Annotated in this window: 18 protein-coding genes and 1 other RNA gene; 8 read left to right on the top strand and 11 right to left on the bottom strand. The window is 51.3% G+C overall.

The features are described 5' to 3' along the window. Positions 1–7: 7 nt before the first annotated feature. From HNR65_RS16300 to HNR65_RS16285, 4 genes are all read right to left on the bottom strand, one after another. On the bottom strand, positions 8–637 hold the full coding sequence (locus tag HNR65_RS16300) for an isochorismatase family protein (protein ID WP_181552589.1): 630 nt from the start codon (positions 635–637) through the stop codon (positions 8–10). 83 nt (positions 638–720) lie between these two features. Continuing rightward, on the bottom strand, positions 721–1,149 hold the full coding sequence (locus tag HNR65_RS16295; protein ID WP_181552588.1) for a hypothetical protein: 429 nt from the start codon (positions 1,147–1,149) through the stop codon (positions 721–723). Positions 1,150–1,175: 26 nt separating this feature from the next. Beyond that, entirely contained in the window at positions 1,176–3,416 is a 2,241-nt protein-coding gene (locus HNR65_RS16290) for a bifunctional diguanylate cyclase/phosphodiesterase (RefSeq protein WP_181552587.1), read from the bottom strand. A 256-nt stretch (positions 3,417–3,672) separates the two neighbouring features. Next, a complete protein-coding gene (locus HNR65_RS16285) occupies positions 3,673–4,017 on the bottom strand; it encodes a helix-turn-helix domain-containing protein (RefSeq protein ID WP_181552586.1) in 345 nt (114 codons plus the stop codon). Positions 4,018–4,116: 99 nt separating this feature from the next. Between HNR65_RS16285 and HNR65_RS16280 the strand changes: the two genes are divergently transcribed. The 3 genes from HNR65_RS16280 (at position 4,117) to HNR65_RS16270 (ending at position 6,293) form a co-directional block, all read left to right on the top strand. Beyond that, complete coding sequence (locus HNR65_RS16280) at positions 4,117–4,653, top strand: helix-turn-helix domain-containing protein (RefSeq protein WP_181552585.1); 537 nt, start codon at positions 4,117–4,119, stop codon at positions 4,651–4,653. Then, positions 4,643–4,885 (top strand): S24/S26 family peptidase, encoded by a 243-nt coding sequence (locus HNR65_RS16275; RefSeq protein WP_181552584.1) that lies wholly within the window; start codon positions 4,643–4,645, stop codon positions 4,883–4,885. The genes HNR65_RS16280 and HNR65_RS16275 overlap by 11 nt, the downstream gene beginning before the upstream one ends. 244 nt (positions 4,886–5,129) lie before the next feature. Beyond that, positions 5,130–6,293, top strand: coding sequence for a tyrosine-type recombinase/integrase (locus tag HNR65_RS16270; RefSeq protein WP_181552583.1), 1,164 nt, complete (start codon positions 5,130–5,132; stop codon positions 6,291–6,293). Between the two features lie 24 nt (positions 6,294–6,317). Here the strand turns inward: HNR65_RS16270 and ssrA are convergent. From ssrA to HNR65_RS16250, 4 genes are all read right to left on the bottom strand, one after another. Further along, positions 6,318–6,673: a transfer-messenger RNA gene (gene ssrA, locus HNR65_RS16265) on the bottom strand. A 171-nt stretch (positions 6,674–6,844) separates the two neighbouring features. Next, the gene (smpB, locus tag HNR65_RS16260) at positions 6,845–7,306 is read right to left on the bottom strand and encodes an SsrA-binding protein SmpB (RefSeq protein WP_181552582.1); all 462 of its coding nucleotides are present in this window, start codon (positions 7,304–7,306) and stop codon (positions 6,845–6,847) included. Between the two features lie 49 nt (positions 7,307–7,355). Beyond that, positions 7,356–9,125: a phosphoenolpyruvate--protein phosphotransferase gene (ptsP, locus tag HNR65_RS16255; protein WP_181552581.1), complete on the bottom strand. Its 1,770-nt coding sequence runs from the start codon at positions 9,123–9,125 to the stop codon at positions 7,356–7,358. Positions 9,126–9,136: 11 nt separating this feature from the next. After that, complete coding sequence (locus HNR65_RS16250) at positions 9,137–9,397, bottom strand: HPr family phosphocarrier protein (RefSeq protein ID WP_181552580.1); 261 nt, start codon at positions 9,395–9,397, stop codon at positions 9,137–9,139. A gap of 190 nt (positions 9,398–9,587) precedes the next feature. Here HNR65_RS16250 and HNR65_RS16245 point away from each other — a divergent pair, with 190 nt between their 5' ends. The 3 genes from HNR65_RS16245 to HNR65_RS16235 are packed head-to-tail and all read left to right on the top strand — an operon-like array spanning position 9,588 to position 12,765. Beyond that, entirely contained in the window at positions 9,588–10,247 is a 660-nt protein-coding gene (locus tag HNR65_RS16245; RefSeq protein ID WP_181552579.1) for an LOG family protein, read from the top strand. Then, complete coding sequence (locus tag HNR65_RS16240) at positions 10,247–11,383, top strand: DNA-methyltransferase (protein ID WP_181552578.1); 1,137 nt, start codon at positions 10,247–10,249, stop codon at positions 11,381–11,383. Before HNR65_RS16245 ends, HNR65_RS16240 begins: the two co-directional genes overlap by 1 nt. 11 nt (positions 11,384–11,394) lie before the next feature. Further along, positions 11,395–12,765: a nucleoside recognition domain-containing protein gene (locus HNR65_RS16235; protein WP_181552577.1), complete on the top strand. Its 1,371-nt coding sequence runs from the start codon at positions 11,395–11,397 to the stop codon at positions 12,763–12,765. Positions 12,766–12,774: 9 nt separating this feature from the next. Here HNR65_RS16235 and HNR65_RS16230 read toward each other — a convergent pair whose 3' ends face one another. From HNR65_RS16230 to HNR65_RS16220, 3 genes are read right to left on the bottom strand one after another with little or no spacing between them, the layout of a single operon-like run. Then, positions 12,775–14,493: an ABC-ATPase domain-containing protein gene (locus tag HNR65_RS16230; protein ID WP_181552576.1), complete on the bottom strand. Its 1,719-nt coding sequence runs from the start codon at positions 14,491–14,493 to the stop codon at positions 12,775–12,777. Beyond that, a complete protein-coding gene (locus HNR65_RS16225; RefSeq protein WP_220128423.1) occupies positions 14,484–15,032 on the bottom strand; it encodes a phage holin family protein in 549 nt (182 codons plus the stop codon). The genes HNR65_RS16230 and HNR65_RS16225 overlap by 10 nt, the downstream gene beginning before the upstream one ends. Then, positions 15,010–15,306 (bottom strand): hypothetical protein, encoded by a 297-nt coding sequence (locus HNR65_RS16220; RefSeq protein WP_181552574.1) that lies wholly within the window; start codon positions 15,304–15,306, stop codon positions 15,010–15,012. The genes HNR65_RS16225 and HNR65_RS16220 overlap by 23 nt, the downstream gene beginning before the upstream one ends. 96 nt (positions 15,307–15,402) lie before the next feature. Here HNR65_RS16220 and HNR65_RS16215 point away from each other — a divergent pair, with 96 nt between their 5' ends. Together HNR65_RS16215 and speB are read left to right on the top strand one after the other, a co-directional pair. Further along, positions 15,403–15,948, top strand: a complete 546-nt coding sequence (locus tag HNR65_RS16215; protein ID WP_181552573.1) for a pyruvoyl-dependent arginine decarboxylase — start codon at positions 15,403–15,405, stop codon at positions 15,946–15,948. A gap of 2 nt (positions 15,949–15,950) precedes the next feature. Beyond that, positions 15,951–16,829 carry an agmatinase gene (gene speB / locus HNR65_RS16210; protein WP_181552572.1) on the top strand — a complete coding sequence of 293 codons (879 nt, stop codon included), beginning with the start codon at positions 15,951–15,953 and terminating at the stop codon, positions 16,827–16,829. The last annotated feature ends 296 nt before the right edge of the window (positions 16,830–17,125 follow it).

The raw sequence follows: 17,125 nt of genomic DNA, 5'->3' as shown, positions 1-17,125 counted from the left end.
TGCGGCTTTAAGCCCGGCTACTGCAAACCATTTCACTTCCCGTCCCTTGCTCCTTTAAATAATCACAGATTTGATCCGTACTCAGGATATGAGCAAAGCCAAAGGCCAGATTTTTCAGGCTGGCCAGATGTAGCTCCTCATTTACCGTTGCAGTGGCGTCTCCTGCAAAAAAGACCCTGTAGTCCCGGACAAAAGCATCTCTTGCCGTGGTTTCACAACAACAATTGGTCAGGGCACCCGTAATAATCAATTCCTCGATCTTGATGGATCGCAAACTTTCGTCAAGTGTTGTGCCGTGGAAAGCATTATATCTGTTTTTATCAAGAACGGCATCATAATCACCCGGTTGAATAGCCTTTATCAATTCCCAGTCTTTAGAGCCATACTCGATACAATCCCCCCACCATTGATATAGCATGCCGCCGTCCTTTGATATATCGCTGTGGCCGTGGCGGGTAAATATTATCCGCATATTCCTTGAGCGGCAGGCTTCGATAATTGAAATAACGTTGCCGATAATCGGGGATGCAATGGATTGGAAATACTGCTGCATGTCAATGACCAGTAGCGCACACTTGGCAGGACGGGGTTTTGCCTCCCGAATGTTGTAGTGGGAAATTTCTTTGAAACAATCCATCTTTACCGCCTTTTGAATATGAATGAAGTTACATCCCGGGTACAATCTCCCGTATATGGAAAATTGGAATGTATCTTGGGTGTTTAATCGATTGAACGGTAGGCGCGGTTTTTGCGGGTAAACAGATTCTCTATTATTTTTTCCGGGTCAAATGATTCATATCCGGCTGCTGTAAATCCTTCGGCAAGATCGTTTAGCACGCCATTGTTAACGCCAGGCCATTTAAAAAGTGTGCCAATAGTTTCCGGATTGTTGAGGTCTTCGGGCTGTTCGAGCAGCTCCTCCCCTATGCATCTTCTAATGGCTTTTTCGGTACGGGCGGAGATGTATTCGATGAAGGGATAATAAAAGGCCTGTTCTCTGAAAAGGCATTCCTTGCGGTATTTCTGAACTGTATTCTGGTATGAAAGCCCGGCCTGTGCTGCAATCTTCTGATAAGACTTGCCCTGTTGCCGCAGCCTGAAGATGGTTTCGGCTTGTTTTTTGGCTTCTTTTGTTCTGTATCTGTTCATTATAGCAATGCCTTGGTGGTAAAAGATCAGCCGAAAGACAGCTTGTCTGGAGGCTGGGGCCTGCCGAAAAGAAAGCCCTGGGCGTAATCGCAGTTAAGCTCCCGCAGAATACGGGCTTGTTCTTCTGTTTCAACCCCTTCGGCCAACACCTCTTTTCCCAGATTATGGGCCATGGTTACAATCGTATTTGCCAAAGTGATATTCTGGCTGTTTTCCGGTATGTCGTATATGAAATACCGGTCTATTTTTATGGTGTCAATGGCAAGCCGCTGTAAATAGCTCAAAGATGAATAGCCCTTGCCGAAATCATCCAGGGAGACCTTTATTCCCCAACCGGCCAACTCTTCCAGGATCTTTGAAGCGCCTGATACATCCTGCATCACTGTAGATTCAGTTATTTCCATGCCCAGGTAATGAGGATCAATCCCGGTTTCATCCAGAGCCTCTTTGGTTGTTTTAATGAGATCCAGGCTGTCAAAGTGCTCGGCTGATAAGTTAACCGATACCGCCATGGACAGGCCTTGCTTGTGCCAGTCCCTGATTTGATTGCACACAGTGCTGATAAGCCACCTGGTTACAGGTACAATCAAACCTGTTTTTTCCAGAAGGGGTATAAAATCCTGCGGAGAAATAAGTCCTTTTTCCGGATGATGCCAGCGGATCAGGGCCTCCATGCCTATGATACGGCGATCTTTTAAGGAAACCTGGGGCTGATAAAAGATGGCAAGCTCATTGTTTTCAAGAGCTCTTTTTAATTCATGCTCAAGGAAAAATTCCCTGGAGATCCGGTCTTCCTGCTCTGCCATAAACCCTTTGACTCTGTTTGCGCCGCCGTTCTGGGCCTCACTCATTGCCATGCCGGACTGTTTTAACAACGTGTCCAGATCCCTGCTATTATCGGGAAACACAGTGTAGCCCATGCTGATTTCCGGATATATTCCGGCACTGGATAACGCGAAGGGTTCGGCCAGGGTTTGAAGCAACCTTTCTGCAACCGTTTGAACCTTTTCAGCAAGTTCGATATTTTCCAACAGGACCATAAACTCATCTTCTCCCGTGCGTGCCACAGTATCTGCTTCACGGAGAAAGTTGCTGATCCTGCCTGCTGTTTCCTGAATCAGATTGTCTCTTGCCAGCGGGCCCAAGGTGTTATTGATGTCCTTTAGCCTGTTGACGGCCACGGTCATGACGCCAAGCTTGTGGGAAAAACGTTTTGCCCGGGCCATGGCTTTCTGTACCCGGTCTTTTAATAATTCCTGATTGGGAAGGCCGGTGAGTTCATCAAAATAGGCCAGGTATTGAATTCTTTTTTCAGCATGCTTTTGCTTGGTTGTATCATGGAACATCAGCATGTATGAACCGTCAGGGTCAAAGTCCTGCAGTTGCCTTAAAGCTGTTTGGACGGAGATGAAGTCTCCGTTTTTTTTCTGAAGCCTTCGCTCAATGGCAAAGGGTGCTTCAGGGACATTTTCTTTCGGGTTAACAGATCCGGGATCTTGCGGAGGAATAAGATCCCTTGCGCTTAGCCCGGTTATTTCCCCGTACGTGTAGCCAAGGATTTTTAAGGCCTCGTTATTGGCATCCAGGATATTATGTTCCATATCGCTTACAATTATACCGCACGGGGCCTGTTTAAAAACCAGGTGGTATCTATGCTCCCTTTGCCAGCGCATTATTACTCCCGCCAATGTGTTGGAGACCGCATGAAGGAAAACTTCTTCGCTTTCCTTTCTTTGGTGCCCTTGTTTTAAGCACAGCACTATAACAGCAAAAACCTTTTTTCCGCAAACAATCGGCACGCAGTAATGTCCGTGTGGCATCATGCCTTTATAAGCGATTGTATGCTGGCAATCCGCTTGCCCGACATAAACCGGTTCTTTCGGGAATGCCGCTTGTCCGCACAAACACTTTGAAAATGGTACTTTTGTCCAAGCCTTTCTTGATTCTTTCGGGAAATTTTTATGTGCTGCTAAAACCAGTTTATCGGGTTTTCCTGCAATAAAGATCCCGGCCATGGGTTCTGTTTCAATGCAGGGTGAGGAAAGGATGATTTCTATTGACTCCTGCAGAATTTCTTTTAGGGAGGTGTCTTTCAGGGAAAGCTGGAGAAAAGAGTTGATGGTTTTTTGAAATTGATAAAGCCGTTGCAGCCTTGCCAGTTTAATCCGGCAAGTATTATTCTGTGTCATTTTATTTGTCCTGGTTAAATATACGGGGATTGAAAAGGACGCTGGCTTGACATCACACAGGCGGGGTGAATTTACCACTCAATGGTTCCGCAATATTTTGTGCAAATACGGTGAAGATAATTTGCAGCAAAGGCACACAGCTACTATTATATGCTGGTAGAATACCCCGGGTTATTTGCACTTATAATCCGATAACAATAATTGCGGCCCAAACCAGCACGACAAATAATGCAGCCAGATACATATGAAAAGCTTTTTTAGACATTGCATACTCCTTCTTTAAGCGGTTTTTTTCAGATGAAGTCTCAAATCCGTGGCCTCCCTTCCCGAGACTTCAGCCGGTAAAATTATTCTGTGCTTTTAAAATTTCTTGATTCTGTTGACAGTCAGTGACGTTTTCCTCCTGAATTGTTTCGTTGGAGCTGTTGGTTGTTTTGTTGTCATGGGCGTTTCGATGCTCATGCTTGCGGCGATTTGAGTTATCCGGGCAGTAGTTTTTTTCCAGATAATCCCGGTTAACTCTGGCATCGATCCAGTCAACGGCGCTGATGCCGGTGACTTTTTCGAGGCGCTTGGAGACTCGCCAGGAAGGGCGTTTTTGGCCGGATAAGATCAAGCTTAAAAATGGAAGGCTAATTTTTGCCCTTTTTGCGATTATAGTTTGGAGGCCTTTTTTCATGATTCAAAACTTATCTAATGGAAAAGTTTGCGTCAAGAACTTTTCACAGAGAAAACTTATTTTTTTTGAGTTTTTCTTTTCCACAGGTTAAGAAAAAGTATGGAAAAGCCTGATATCACTTATTCTTGGTTTCACGAAGCTCTGAAATACATTCGCAAAAAAAAGGGAAGAGGCTTTCAAGTAACTCTGGCTCTCGAAACCGGTTTAGAGGAGGGGTCTATTTCGTCCATTATTTCAGGGAGAAAAAGAGCGTCCTTTGATACTCAGGTGAAAATAGCCGCAGCTGCTGAAATGGATTATCCTGAGTTTTTAATGTTTGGAAAGCAGTTGTTTGAGGGTAAGCCTGTACAAATACCCAAATTGCCTCAGCAAAAACTCATTGTCGATGTCATAGACGGCTTTGAAAAAATAAACCTGGAAGAACACGCCGAGCATTATCGGGGCATCCCTCTCTATGAATCCGGTAAGCTTGCTCCAGGAGCAGGTGGGTATTCATTCGATGAAAAACCGGCTTCAACGACGGTTGTCTATCAGTCGGAAATTCAAAACAGGATCAAGCATGACCTGAGGGCCTTGCGGATAAAAGGGGATTCAATGTGGGCCCCGGATACCGGAAGGGGCGGTAGTGATTGTTGATCTCAATGACAAAAAATTTGTGGACCGGCAGATCTATGTCGTGCGTGATCCAAACTCGGAGCCGCCAACAGCTATAGTCAGACGCATCTGCAAAGCAGACCAGAAACACTTTAAAGGCTTGGCCCTTGTCAGCGAAAACCCTGAATATTTACCCGAAATGACGGAGCTTGACTGGCACGAACTTATAGTGGGCCGGGCGGTTTGGTTGTGGAGAAGCCTGGAAAATGCCTAAAGTAAAGCAGCTGTCAGCATCGTAACATAGACATCTTTTCCCTACTTACCTTTAATCCCAAAAACCCAAAAATCCATTCTTGACACATGTTCAAAGTCTTATATCGCTGTCATCGAAATTCTGGAGATTGAGCGCAAATACACGAAAAACGCTTCAAAAACGAAAGGTGGTGATAGCAAAAAGGCTGAAACAAAAAAGGTAAAGCCATGTGTATCAGCTCCAAAGAAGGAATGGAGGATATGACATGGCGAAAAAGAAATTAAATCATCATCTCTATCAGGACAGTGGCAGCCAGGTTTGGTATTTCCAGAAAAAGGTCAAGGGCTTTGACAAGCCCTATAAATTTTCTCTGGAAACCACTTCGGTTACAGAGGCAAGGCGTAAGCGGGATGAGTATCTCAAAGAAATTGAGTATCACGGATATCTCCCGACTGTAGAGCCGGAAAAACCGGAACCATCGAATACGACAAAGGTTTTTGGTGAAGTGGCACAGGAGTGGGCGGAAATAACAAAAACGAAAGTGGCTGAAACGACTTTTCACGCTTATAAAAAGGCCATGAACACCCACGTCCTTCCATATTTCGGCAATATGCCCATTGATGGAATTACAAGCCTGGACATTGAAAAATTTCTAAGCAACCTGAAATGTTCCCCCAAGACCAAGATAAATATCTATACGCCGTTTAAGGGTGTTATGGGGTTTGCCAAAAAACATAAAATTATCAGCTCAGACCCCACAGTTGATGTTGATCCCATACGGGAAAGAAAATCCCAGAAGATCGTGCATCCCCCGCTTAGTTTGGAGGAGATCCATAAGTTTCTTGAGAATGTTGATGAATTCTGGAAGCCATTGTTCATTTTCATGTTTTTTTCAGGCGTCAGGATAAGCGAGGCAGCCGGTTTGAAGTGGAAACGGGTGGATTTAAAAAATGGAGTGGTTCAGATCCATCGCAGTCTTGTTTTTGTTGGTGATAAACAATTTTATAAGGCCACGAAAACAGACGGATCTCATAGAGAGGTCAGAATTCCACAGCCGGTTGTCGATGCTTTGCTGGAGCAAAGGAAACGGACATATAAAGGCAATCCAGAGAATTTTGTATTCCTGAATTCAATCGGACAAAATATTCACCGGCATACCCTGAATAAAAATGTTATCAGGCCGACGCTGAAGAAAGCCGGTCTTTCTCTAAACAGAAGCATAAAGGATACACGGGCTTCATATATCACAAACTGCCTGGACAACGGCGAGCGTATGAGTTTTATCATACGGCAGGTCGGGCACACCAACACCAATATGCTGGTCAAGCATTATTACCGGTGGATGGAAGCCCCTAATGACGGGGAGAAACTGGTGGAAGCCTGGAATTCTACCAGGAAAGTACCAGAGCCAGCGAAGGCTAAAAAATAAGTTGCTGTAATTACTCAAAATAAATGGTGGAGGCGGCGGGAGTCGAACCCGCGTCCGGAAACATTCCACAACGGCATCTACATGCTTAGTCTGAATTTTAAATTTCGCTATTTGCGGCTCCTTCAGACAGGATACGCAAACCGCAAGTCTGTTTGGTGTTTCGCCTGAACGGGAACAGGCAACCCGTATCGGCTATCCTGCTAGTCGACGCCCTTTCCGGGCCCGCAGGAAAAAACCCGGAAGGACGGTAGCCGTCTTAAGCGGCTACAGCGTAGTTATAATCGTCTGCTTTTATATTTAAGCACCGCCTGTTTTACGAGTCAGCGGAACTCGGCATGCAACCATTGCTTCCATGCCCCCGTCGAAGCCGTTTCGCCCCCATAGTTACAAGGCGTGTTTTTCGGCAGGGTGGTGCTGGTTATCTGTAAAATAAGCGGTCCTGCCTGTATTGTCAACCATTGGTTTCTGCATTTTCATGCCCGGGTGCGTATCTTTGTTCGATCAAAGGCAAAACAGCGCTGGCTTGAAAAAACAGCGCCGTTTTTGCGGTGTTACCTTGCGTGTTTTTTGGCCCGGTCCATTTCGCGCTTGATCTCGCGTTCCTTGATGGCGTCGCGCTTGTCGTACTGGCGTTTTCCCTTGGCCAGGGCCATGACCACTTTGGCCTTGCCGTCTCTGAAATACACCCGCAGTGGAACCAGGGTGTGGCCCTTTTCCTTGATTTTGCCGTAAAGCCGCTTTAATTCGGATTTGTGCATGAGCAGCTTTCTGGGCCGCTCCGGTTCGTGGTTGTCATAATAGGCAAACGGGTAGGGCCCGATATGCATCTGGTGGAGCCAGAGTTCGCCGTTTTGAAATTTGCCGTAGGAGTCCTTGAGATTGGCCCGGCCCTGGCGCAGGGATTTGACCTCTGTGCCCTGCAAAACCATCCCGGCCTCGAATTCATCCAGGATGAAAAATTCGTGCCTGGCTTTTCGGTTTTCTGTAACGATTTTGACGTGGTCTTGATTCATGAATGACTTTCTGTTTAAACTGAAAAATGGTTCACTGGACAGAATTCGGTTATTTGCCGTAAATGTCTTCGTTTAGCAATTCGCCGTATGCGTCCATGATGATCCGCTCCATGTCTTGCACCGAGGATTGCTGTAAAAGCGTGTCCATGAGTTTTTTCACCTCGGAGACGTTGATTTTGCGGATGAGGTTTTTGATCTTGGGTATGGATTGGGGGGCCATGCTCAGCTCTTCAATCCCCATGCCCATGAGAATGGGAAGATGCATGGGTTCTGCGGCCATTTCCCCGCACATGTAGGTTTTTTTGCCCTTATGTCGGCCCGCATCCACAACGTGGCGGATCAGCCGGATTACGGCCGGGTGCATGGGGCTGTAGAGGTGGGCCACGTGGCGGTTGCCCCGGTCAATGGCCAGGGTGTACTGCACAAGATCGTTGGTGCCGATGCTGAAAAAATCCACCATGTCGGCCAGCAGGTCGGCCATGACAGCAGCAGAGGGGATTTCGATCATAATGCCCACTTCAATGTCCCGGTTGTGCTCAAGGCCTTCCTGCTCAAGCTCTGCTGCGGCCTGGTTCAGGATCCGGATGCATTCGGTGATTTCTTCTGCCCCGGATATCATGGGCAGCAGCAGGCGGACATAACCGTGGGCCGCGGCCCTTAAAATCGCCCGGAGCTGGGTTTTAAAAATTTCCGGGTTTTTGAGGCAAAACCGGATGGCCCGCAGGCCCAGTGCCGGATTGGCTTCTTCCGGGGAGGGCATGCTCTCTATTTCCTTGTCCCCGTTGATATCCAGGGTGCGGATGGTCACCGGCAAAGGTGACATGAGCTCCACGACTTCCTTGTACTGATCAAAGAGTTCCTGCTCTCCGGGGAAATCAATTCTCGACAAATACAGAAATTCGGTTCTGAAAAGACCGATACCGTCTCCGCCATGGTCCTTGACCGCCACGACCTCCTCGGGCAGCTCAATGTTGCCCATGATCCTGAAATGCTGGCCGTCTGCAGAGGTGGCCGGCAGCTCACCCCTGCGCACCACTTCCTTTTTATACGCTTCGTACCTGCGGGAAAGCTCTTCGTAGCGGACCAGGGTTTCTTCTTCAGGGTTGATAATCACAAGGCCTTCATTGCCGTCAACAATGATCAAATCCTCGTTTTTGATCAGGGCCGTGGCCCGTTCCAAGCCCAGCACCGCAGGAATTTCCAGTGTGCGGGCGATGATGCTGGTATGAGAGGTCTTCCCGCCCCGGTCGGTGATAAAGCCCATGACCCGGTCGAGCTGGATCTGGCTGGTTTCAGCCGGGGAAAGATTGTTGGCCACAAGAATCACGCGCTTGTTGATCCCGGAGATATCCACGTCCACCGCCCCCATCAAATGCCGCAGGATACGGTCGCACACATGCTCAATGTCTGCGGCCCGGGCCTGCAGGTAGGGATCGGATATTTTTTTAAACACACTTTTGGCTGTGGACGAGGCCTTTTTCAGGGCCCATTCCGCATTGATCTGTTCGTTTTTGATCAGCTCAATGGTTTTGCCGTACAGCATTTTGTCCTTGTGCAGCAGCAGGTGGGTCTCCAGGATATAGGCATGCTGGCGCAGGTCTTCCGGAATGTCTTCAATAATGCCGGAAAGTTCGTTTTTGGCCTTGTTGACGGCGCCCTTGAAGCGCTTGAGTTCCTTGTCGACATCCTTGTTGTCGATATTATAGCGTTCAATAACATCAACGCCCTCCCGGTCCACCAGGTATGCCTTGCCGATGCAGATGCCCTGGGAGCCGCTGATGCCGCGGAGAACGATTTCTTCTGTGGGTTCTGTTGTCATAATAAGAGTGATTACTCCTCAAAGCCGTCTTCAAATAACTTGCTGATTTCTTGTAGAATTTCGTTGTCTGAGGAATTTTCTATTCTCAGGGTGATCCGGGAGTCCTTGGTGCCGGAAATTGAGAGAATATCAATGATGCTTGTGGCATCGACTTCTTCGTCGTCCTTGATCAGCCAGACGCCGGATTCGGCTTTCATGGCAAGCCTTGCAATCATGGCTGCAGGCCTGGCATGCAGGCCGAGTTCATTGATAACGGTGACGGTTTTTGTCAAGTGATTGTCCAAATGATTCATATTGTTGATAATTTGTTAATATTATTTTATAATTTTAACACGTTGCCCTTTATCCTGTCAACTAAATCATTGCCGGATATCGCCTGAACCGGGTGTTTAAACAATTGACAACCCATAGCCGGATTGCTACTAAAGCCGAATGCTTATCATTTAGAAGAAAGGTCTGGACATGGAAAAGCAGCACATAGTCGAAGATATCAAGCTAACTGAAGCCTGGCGGCTGTTTAAGATCATGGGGGAATTTGTCGATGGTGTCGAGGCCTTATATGACCTTGGCCCGGCTGTGAGCATATTTGGCTCTGCCCGGATGACAGCCGACAACCCCTATTATCAGAAAGCAATGGAACTGGCCGGAATACTTGCGCAAAACGGTTTTGCCGTGATCACCGGCGGCGGCGGCGGGATCATGGAAGCGGCCAACAAGGGCGCGGCAGGCAAGGGCGGCGAATCCGTGGGATTAAACATCAAGTTGCCCAGGGAGCAGGTGCCCAATGAATTTGCCAATATTCAGGTGGAATTCAAGTATTTTTTCGTCCGCAAGGTTATGTTTGTCAAGTACGCGTCCGCCTATGTGATCATGCCCGGGGGCTTTGGCACACTCGATGAGCTGTTTGAGGCCGTCACCCTGATCCAGACCGACCGGATCGCGCCCCTGCCGGTGATTTTGTTCGGCCGGGACTACTGGAGTGGTCTGGTGGAATGGATCAAAGATCAGCTTCTGTCCCATCAGACGATTTCGCCCGGAGATCTTGACATTATTCATTTGACAGATGACCCTGCCGAGGTCCTGGAGATTGTCCGGCAGGGCATACAGATCCAGCATCCGTGATGGAAACCGGCCACCATATTTGGTTTGCCGACAGCCGGGAAATGGATTTTCTGGCCGATCAGAGCGTGGAATTGGTGGTGACCTCCCCGCCTTATCCCATGATCGGGATGTGGGATGAAACCTTTTCGCACCTGGAGCCGGCCGTTGCCCAAAGCCTGGAAGCCGGAAACGGGTGGGGTGCTTTTGAGCAGATGCACCAAGTGCTGGACTCTGTCTGGCAGGAGGTGTGCCGGGTGCTTGCGCCGGGCGGGTTTGCCTGTATCAATATCGGTGATGCCGTGCGCAAAATCAGCGATATTTTTTCTTTGTATCCCAATCATTCCCGGATAATGCAGGCCTTTATAACATTGGGCATGTATCCGTTGCCAGCGGTGCTGTGGCGCAAGCAGACAAACGCGCCCAACAAGTTCATGGGCTCTGGCATGCTGCCGGCCGGGGCTTACGTGACGTTGGAGCATGAATACGTGCTGATTTTCAGAAAAGGGGCCAAGCGGGATTTTAACGGCGCGGATCAGCGTCTGTACCGCCAGCAGAGCGCCTATTTCTGGGAGGAGCGCAACCAGTGGTTCTCGGATATCTGGTTTGATCTCAAGGGAACCCGACAGGACCTGGTGGAAAAAAATCTTCGCAAGCGAAGCGGCGCGTTTCCGTTTGCGCTGCCCTACCGGCTGATCAGCATGTATTCCGTGGCCGGAGACACTGTGCTCGATCCCTTTGCCGGCACCGGCACCACCCTGTTTGCAGCCATGGCCGCAGCCAGAAACAGCGCGGGCGTGGAAATGGAAAAGGATTTTTATCCGGTCATGGAAAAAAAGAGCCGGGAGATCCCGGATTTTGCAAGACAGGTGATTGACGACCGGCTCCGTGCGCACATGGATTTTGCAGCTGCGAAAAAGGCCGATGGCAAGCCCTTGAAATACATGAATGCGCATTACGGTTTTCCAGTGATGACCCGTCAGGAAAACACCCTGCGATTTTTTTACCCGCACAAAGTGCACGTGCCGGAGCCGGGGCGTTTTGTGGTCGGCTATAATGACGCCCCACCTGCCGGCCTCTTCAATGGCGGGCACGCCGAATCCGCTCAAACACCGGAAAAACCTGAACCGTCGGCCCCGGTTCAGAAAAGCCTGTTTTAAGGCCTGCTGTAATGAATGTGATATTTTTTGCCATTGTGATGATCGCGTTTTTGTTTGCCGCCGTCCGCCAGCTATTGGGCGGCCCGCAAACCGGGGATGCCATGCCCATCGAGGCCTTGTCCCGGTCCGTGGTGGACTCGGCGGCCGGTGCGGTGGAACTGGCCATCGGCCTGATCGGGGTGATGACTCTGTTTCTGGGCCTGATGAAGGTGGCGGAAAAGGGCGGTCTTTTAAATGTCATGTCCCGTCTGCTGCGGCCGGTGATGGTAAGGCTGTTTCCGGATGTGCCCGCGGATCATCCGGCCATGGGCGCCATGATCTTAAACATGTCTGCAAACGCCCTGGGTCTGGGAAACGCGGCCACCCCCTTTGGCATCCGGGCCATGCAGGAACTCGACAAGCTCAACTCCGAGAAGGGCACGGCCACCAATGCCATGGCCCTTTTTCTGGCCATCAACACTTCAAGCATCACCCTGCTGCCCACCGGTGTGATCGCCCTGCGGGCCTCTGCGGGCTCCGGAGACCCGGCCGGAATCCTGCCCACCACCCTGTTTGCCACCCTGGGCTCCACGCTGGTGGCCATCACCGCAACCAAGCTCTACCAGCGGTTTTCATCCCCGGCCCCGGCTGTTTTGACAGGCGCGGCAGCCGCAGATCCCACAGGGGATGTTTCCGAACGCACCAGAGCCGGAGAAGAACATGCCCTGAATCAGAATTCAGATCCGGATTCGGATCTGAATCCCGGGCACGAATATGCCCACATGCTGGCATCGGCCTCAGCGGGCTATCCCGGTTGGGTGAGCCTGACGGTGCTTTGCTGCGTGCTCGCCATCATCCCGCTGGCCATTGTCTACGGCACCGTGATTTCTCCCTGGATTATCCCCGGGCTGGTGGCGGGTTTTCTTGCTTATGGCATGATCCGGGGTGTTCGGGTCTATGAGGTGTTTGTGGAGGGGGCAAAAGAGGGTTTTTATGTGGCAGTCAAAATTATTCCCTACCTGGTGGCCATCCTGGTGGCAGTGGGAATGTTCCGGGCGTCCGGGGCTTTGGAGGCCATGGTGGGCATGTTGGGGCCGGTGACGGCAAAAATCGGGCTCCCGGCAGAAGCCCTGCCAATGGCACTGCTGCGGCCCCTTTCAGGCTCCGGGGCCTACGGGGTGCTGGCTTCGATCATCAATGACCCGGCAGTGGGGCCGGATTCCTATATCGGCTATCTGGTCTCCACCTTTCAGGGCTCCACAGAGACCACGTTTTACGTGCTGGCGGTTTATTTCGGGGCCGTGCAGGTGCGGAGGGTGCGCCATACCATGGCCGCGGCCCTGACCGCAGATGCGGCCGGCATTATGTTTGCCGTGCTGGCCTGCACCCTGCTGCTGGCGTAAAAACGCCCTTTATTGCTGGCTCACCTTCAGGGTGCGGATCCGGTTGATGGCACCTGCGATGTCAATGGCGCGGATTGCCGCAAGATCGCCGGTGACAAAGGGGGTGAGCACATCCAGTCCGTTTTTTTCAATATCGGCAATCACTTTTTCAGCCACTTCCCGCAGGGATCGGCGGCCGTCCATAAAGCCCGTGGCATGATAGACGGCATGGGCCAGGGCCCGGGTCTGGGAAGGATCCACGATTTGTTCCAGATCGCTTAAATCCACGTTTGTCTCGCCCAGCAGGATTTCGCGGACCCCTCTGCCGGCGATTTTCATCTTTTTGTTGCGGCGGTACACGGATATGCTTTGGGCTTGGGGAATGCGGGCGGCAATCCGTCCGAATTGCGTTCCGCCCTCGGCCTGCCGCCCGGCGGAGTCGCTTTGGGCGATTTGTCCGGCCGCATCTGTTGCATCCCCTGGCAGGTATTCGGTCATCCGGATCACATGGTCGGCCACGCTGAAGTAATCGCCTGAGCCGCCCATGACCAGCACCGTGGAAACCCCTTTTTCGGTGTAGAGCTGGCGCACCTTGTCGATAAACGGGGTGATGGGCTCGCCTTGCTTGGCCACCAGCTGCTGCATCCGGCGGTCCCGGATCATGAAGTTGGTGGCCGATGTGTCCTCGTCCAGCAGGATGGCTTCGGCCCCGGCTTCCACGGCCTCTATGATGTTGGCTGCCTGGGAGGTGCTGCCGCTGGCGTTTTGGGTGGAAAACCGGGCTGTGTCCTTTTGCAGGGGCAGGTTGCTGATAAATGAGGAAATATCGGTTTGTGCAATGCTTCTGCCGTCGCAGGCCCGGATTTTGACCGCGTTTTTCACTGTTACGGCAAACTGTCTGCCGTCATCCGGTACATGGTTGTAAATTCCGCGTTCAAGGGCATGGAGCAGGGTGGATTTGCCGTGATATCCCCCGCCCACAATCAGGCTGATGCCGCGAAAAATGCCCATACCGGCGATTTTTCCGGCATTAGGCAGATCCAGGGTGACCCGGTAGGTGTCATCAGAGGCAAATCGCACCGCACCGGGATCATCCAGGGGGCGGTCGTCGATTCCGCTTCTGCGGGGCAGCAGACTGTTGTCTGCAATAAATGCGATCAGGCCTTTTTCCAAAAGCATGGCCCGGGCCGCGTCCGCGTCTTCCGCGGTTTCGATGTGCCGGTAGACGGCCTTTGGGTCCAGGGCGGAGAAAAACAGGGACGTGCTGACAATCTCCGGCAGCTCGGAAAAAAACATGGCCTCTGCGTCCCGGCCGGCGATTTTTCTGCCCAATGCCGGAAGCCCCATGAAAAATCGGGCTTCCACAAAATCGTCATTGATCAGAAATGCGCTTCGCTCAAGGATCTGCTGACCGGGCCGGTCAATGGTGATGGCCCCGCCTTTGCCGCTGCCCCGGCTCCCCTTTGACAGCCGCCGGCTCTGCTGTGAAAACCGCCGGGTTAAAAAATCGCCAAGGGCGATGGTGCGGCTTTTGTTTTTGGTGGTGTCTTTGGCAAATCCCGAATCCCCGCGTCTGACACGCACGCGCAGACGCGACGGGGCGGCATACGGATCTCCCTGCACGTGATCGATGTATAGGGCAAATTTCTTGAAATCATAGCCGCCCGCAATGTCCTTGTAGGCCTTATAACCCTTGCCGTCAATGCGCCTGAGCTGGTCGCGCAGCGCATCCGCCGGTTTTACTCCCATCTGTCTCCTCGTTTTTCCAGGTCAATATGATCGTCTGATCCGGGCCCTGAACCCCGACCTGAACCTGGCCCTTGTCCCGGACCTGAACCGGGTCCGGAACCCGGGCCGGGGCGCTGGATATCAGCCAGAAGGGAATTTAGGATCCAGCTCACGAGACTGATGATGATGGAGCCAAAAACCGTGCTCCAGAACCCAACCACCAAAAAGCCCGGGGTGAGAACCGATGCAATCTTTAACATCAGCGCGTTGATGATAAAGGTAAACAGGCCCAGGCTCATGACATTAATGGGCAGGGTCAGCACCAGCAGCACCGGGCGGAAAAACAGGTTGAGCAGGCCGATGGCCGCGGCTGCAACGAGTGCGGATAAAAATCCGCTCACCTCAATATTTTCGATCATGTAGGCGGCTGCAAACACGGCTGCTGTTGTGATCAGCCATTTGGCCAGCACAATGGGGAAAAGGGTGCTGTCATAAGGGCCCCGGCCCGGTCCTTGGCCTGTGGAAAACCGGTGTATGTTAATTCGGGTTTGTCGTCTCAATTTCCTCTCCATTGATGGTTATGCCGATGGCGCCCGCATTATCGCGGAACAGGCAAATTTCTGCCGAAGAATCACCGCGCAGGTCCGGATAACGGCTGCGCAGGGAACTGAAATCAAGTGTTTCAATGGCATGATGCAAAAGGTCTATGCGGTTTTCAAGGTCTTTTTTTTCGTTTTCGCCCGATGCCTTGAAATATTTGGAAACCGCCCTGTTGTATTGCCCTTTGACCTCGGTTTCGATGCAGTGACGTTTGGTTGAAATTTTAAGGTTCATTTTTGCAGGTGTCTTTGATATAGTTACTTATTTTTGATGAACTTTTTACGATGCCATCAAACTTAACACTGCGATTGCAAGCAGGAGAATCTGATCATGTATGTACCACGATATGTGTTTTTTACCAAGGGGGTCGGCATTGATAAAGCGCACCTGGCCTCTTTTGAAAATGCCCTGAGGGAGGCCGGAATCGCCCATTTGAACCTGGTCCAGGTCTCTTCCATCTTTCCGCCCGGATGCAAGATCCTGGAAAAGGAAAAAGGCCTGGCCAAGCTTGAGCCCGGCGAGATCACCCACTGTGTCATGGCCCGGGAGCAGAGCCGGGAACCCGGCCGCCGGCTGGTGGCAAGCGTCGGTCTTGCCCTGCCTGAGGGAAACGAGCGCTACGGCTATCTTTCCGAGCATCACGGTTTCGGCCAGACCGAGGTGGAAGCCGGCGAGTTTGCAGAAGACATGGCCGCATCCATGCTGGCCACCACCCTTGGCATCGAGTTTGACCCGGAAAAAGACTATGACGAACGCAGAGACATCTACAAGATGTCTGGCAAAATCATTCATTCCAGGCACGTCAGCCAGGCCGCCCTGGGCGCTGAGGGCAGCCTGTGGACCACGGTGCTGGCAGCCGCCATATTTGTGAAATAATCATGGGTCACAGCTTGTTTGTCCCCTTTGGGGGCGCGGAAATGCAGGTCCGGGAAATAGATGCGGCCTCGGTGCTCGTTTTGCCGGTGTGCTACGAAGTTGCCCCTTCCTACGGCATCGGCAGCCGGGAAGGGCCGATTCACCTGCTCACCGCATCGGCCGAACTCGAGGACGTGGACGAGCAAACCCTTGTGCACTGGGGGCGGGTCGGCATCCACACTTTGCCGGCGCTTGCGCCCACACCCCGGCCTGAGCCCGCAATGGAGGAAATCCGCGCCGCTTCCGCACGGTGCCTGGAGACAGGAAAGTTTACCCTGTTTTTGGGCGGCGATCATGCCATTACCATTGCCACGGTAAAAGCCGCGGCTGAAAAATATCCGGATATGGGTGTGTTGCAGATTGACGCCCACCTGGATCTGCGCGACTCTTACAACGGCAGCCGCTTAAACCATGCCTGCGTCATGCGCCGGGTGGCAGACGATCTGCACCTTCCCTTTGTCCAGGCCGGAATCCGGTCTTTTTCCGCAGAAGAGGCCGTATATGTTAAAAATCAAGGTTTGAATCCGATTTATGCCCACTGCATTGATCCGCTGGATCATTGCTGGATGGACCAGGCCATTGCCGCCCTGCCGGATACCGTGTACCTGACCCTGGATCTCGACGGTCTGGATCCGTCCGTGATCCCCGGCACTGGAACACCGGAGCCCGGCGGGCTGAGCTACCGCCAGATGGTGGAGCTTTTGCGTCGGCTGGGGGCTTCGGGCAAAAAAGTGGTTGCCGCAGACATCACCGAACTTGCCAAAATCCCCAACACCCAGGTATCGGAATTCACCGCCGCCCGCATCGCCGCCAAAATGTTTGTTTACCTTACAAAAACCTAAACCATGAAGATCATGAAGGCAATTAAAAGATGATGGAATCGTAAAAAGGCCTAAAACTGATATAATCGCCAATCAATAAAAAAAATAACTTCTTGATTTTACTTAACACTTAATCACTTAAAACTTAACACTGCCTGTAAAAAAGACTTTTTACAGGCTCATCAAAAGACAAAGCTCTTCATGGTTTATGTTTTTTGAAAGAAAGTCACCTGCGGCTGCCGGCTGCAATAAAAAACCGGAGCGTTACATAACGCCCCGGTTTTTTGTTTGTTTGAATATGACTTATGAGTCGTTGC

The organism is Desulfosalsimonas propionicica, assembly GCF_013761005.1.
Classification (GTDB): domain Bacteria; phylum Desulfobacterota; class Desulfobacteria; order Desulfobacterales; family Desulfosalsimonadaceae; genus Desulfosalsimonas; species Desulfosalsimonas propionicica.
This window is presented reverse-complemented; position numbering and strand designations above follow the sequence as displayed.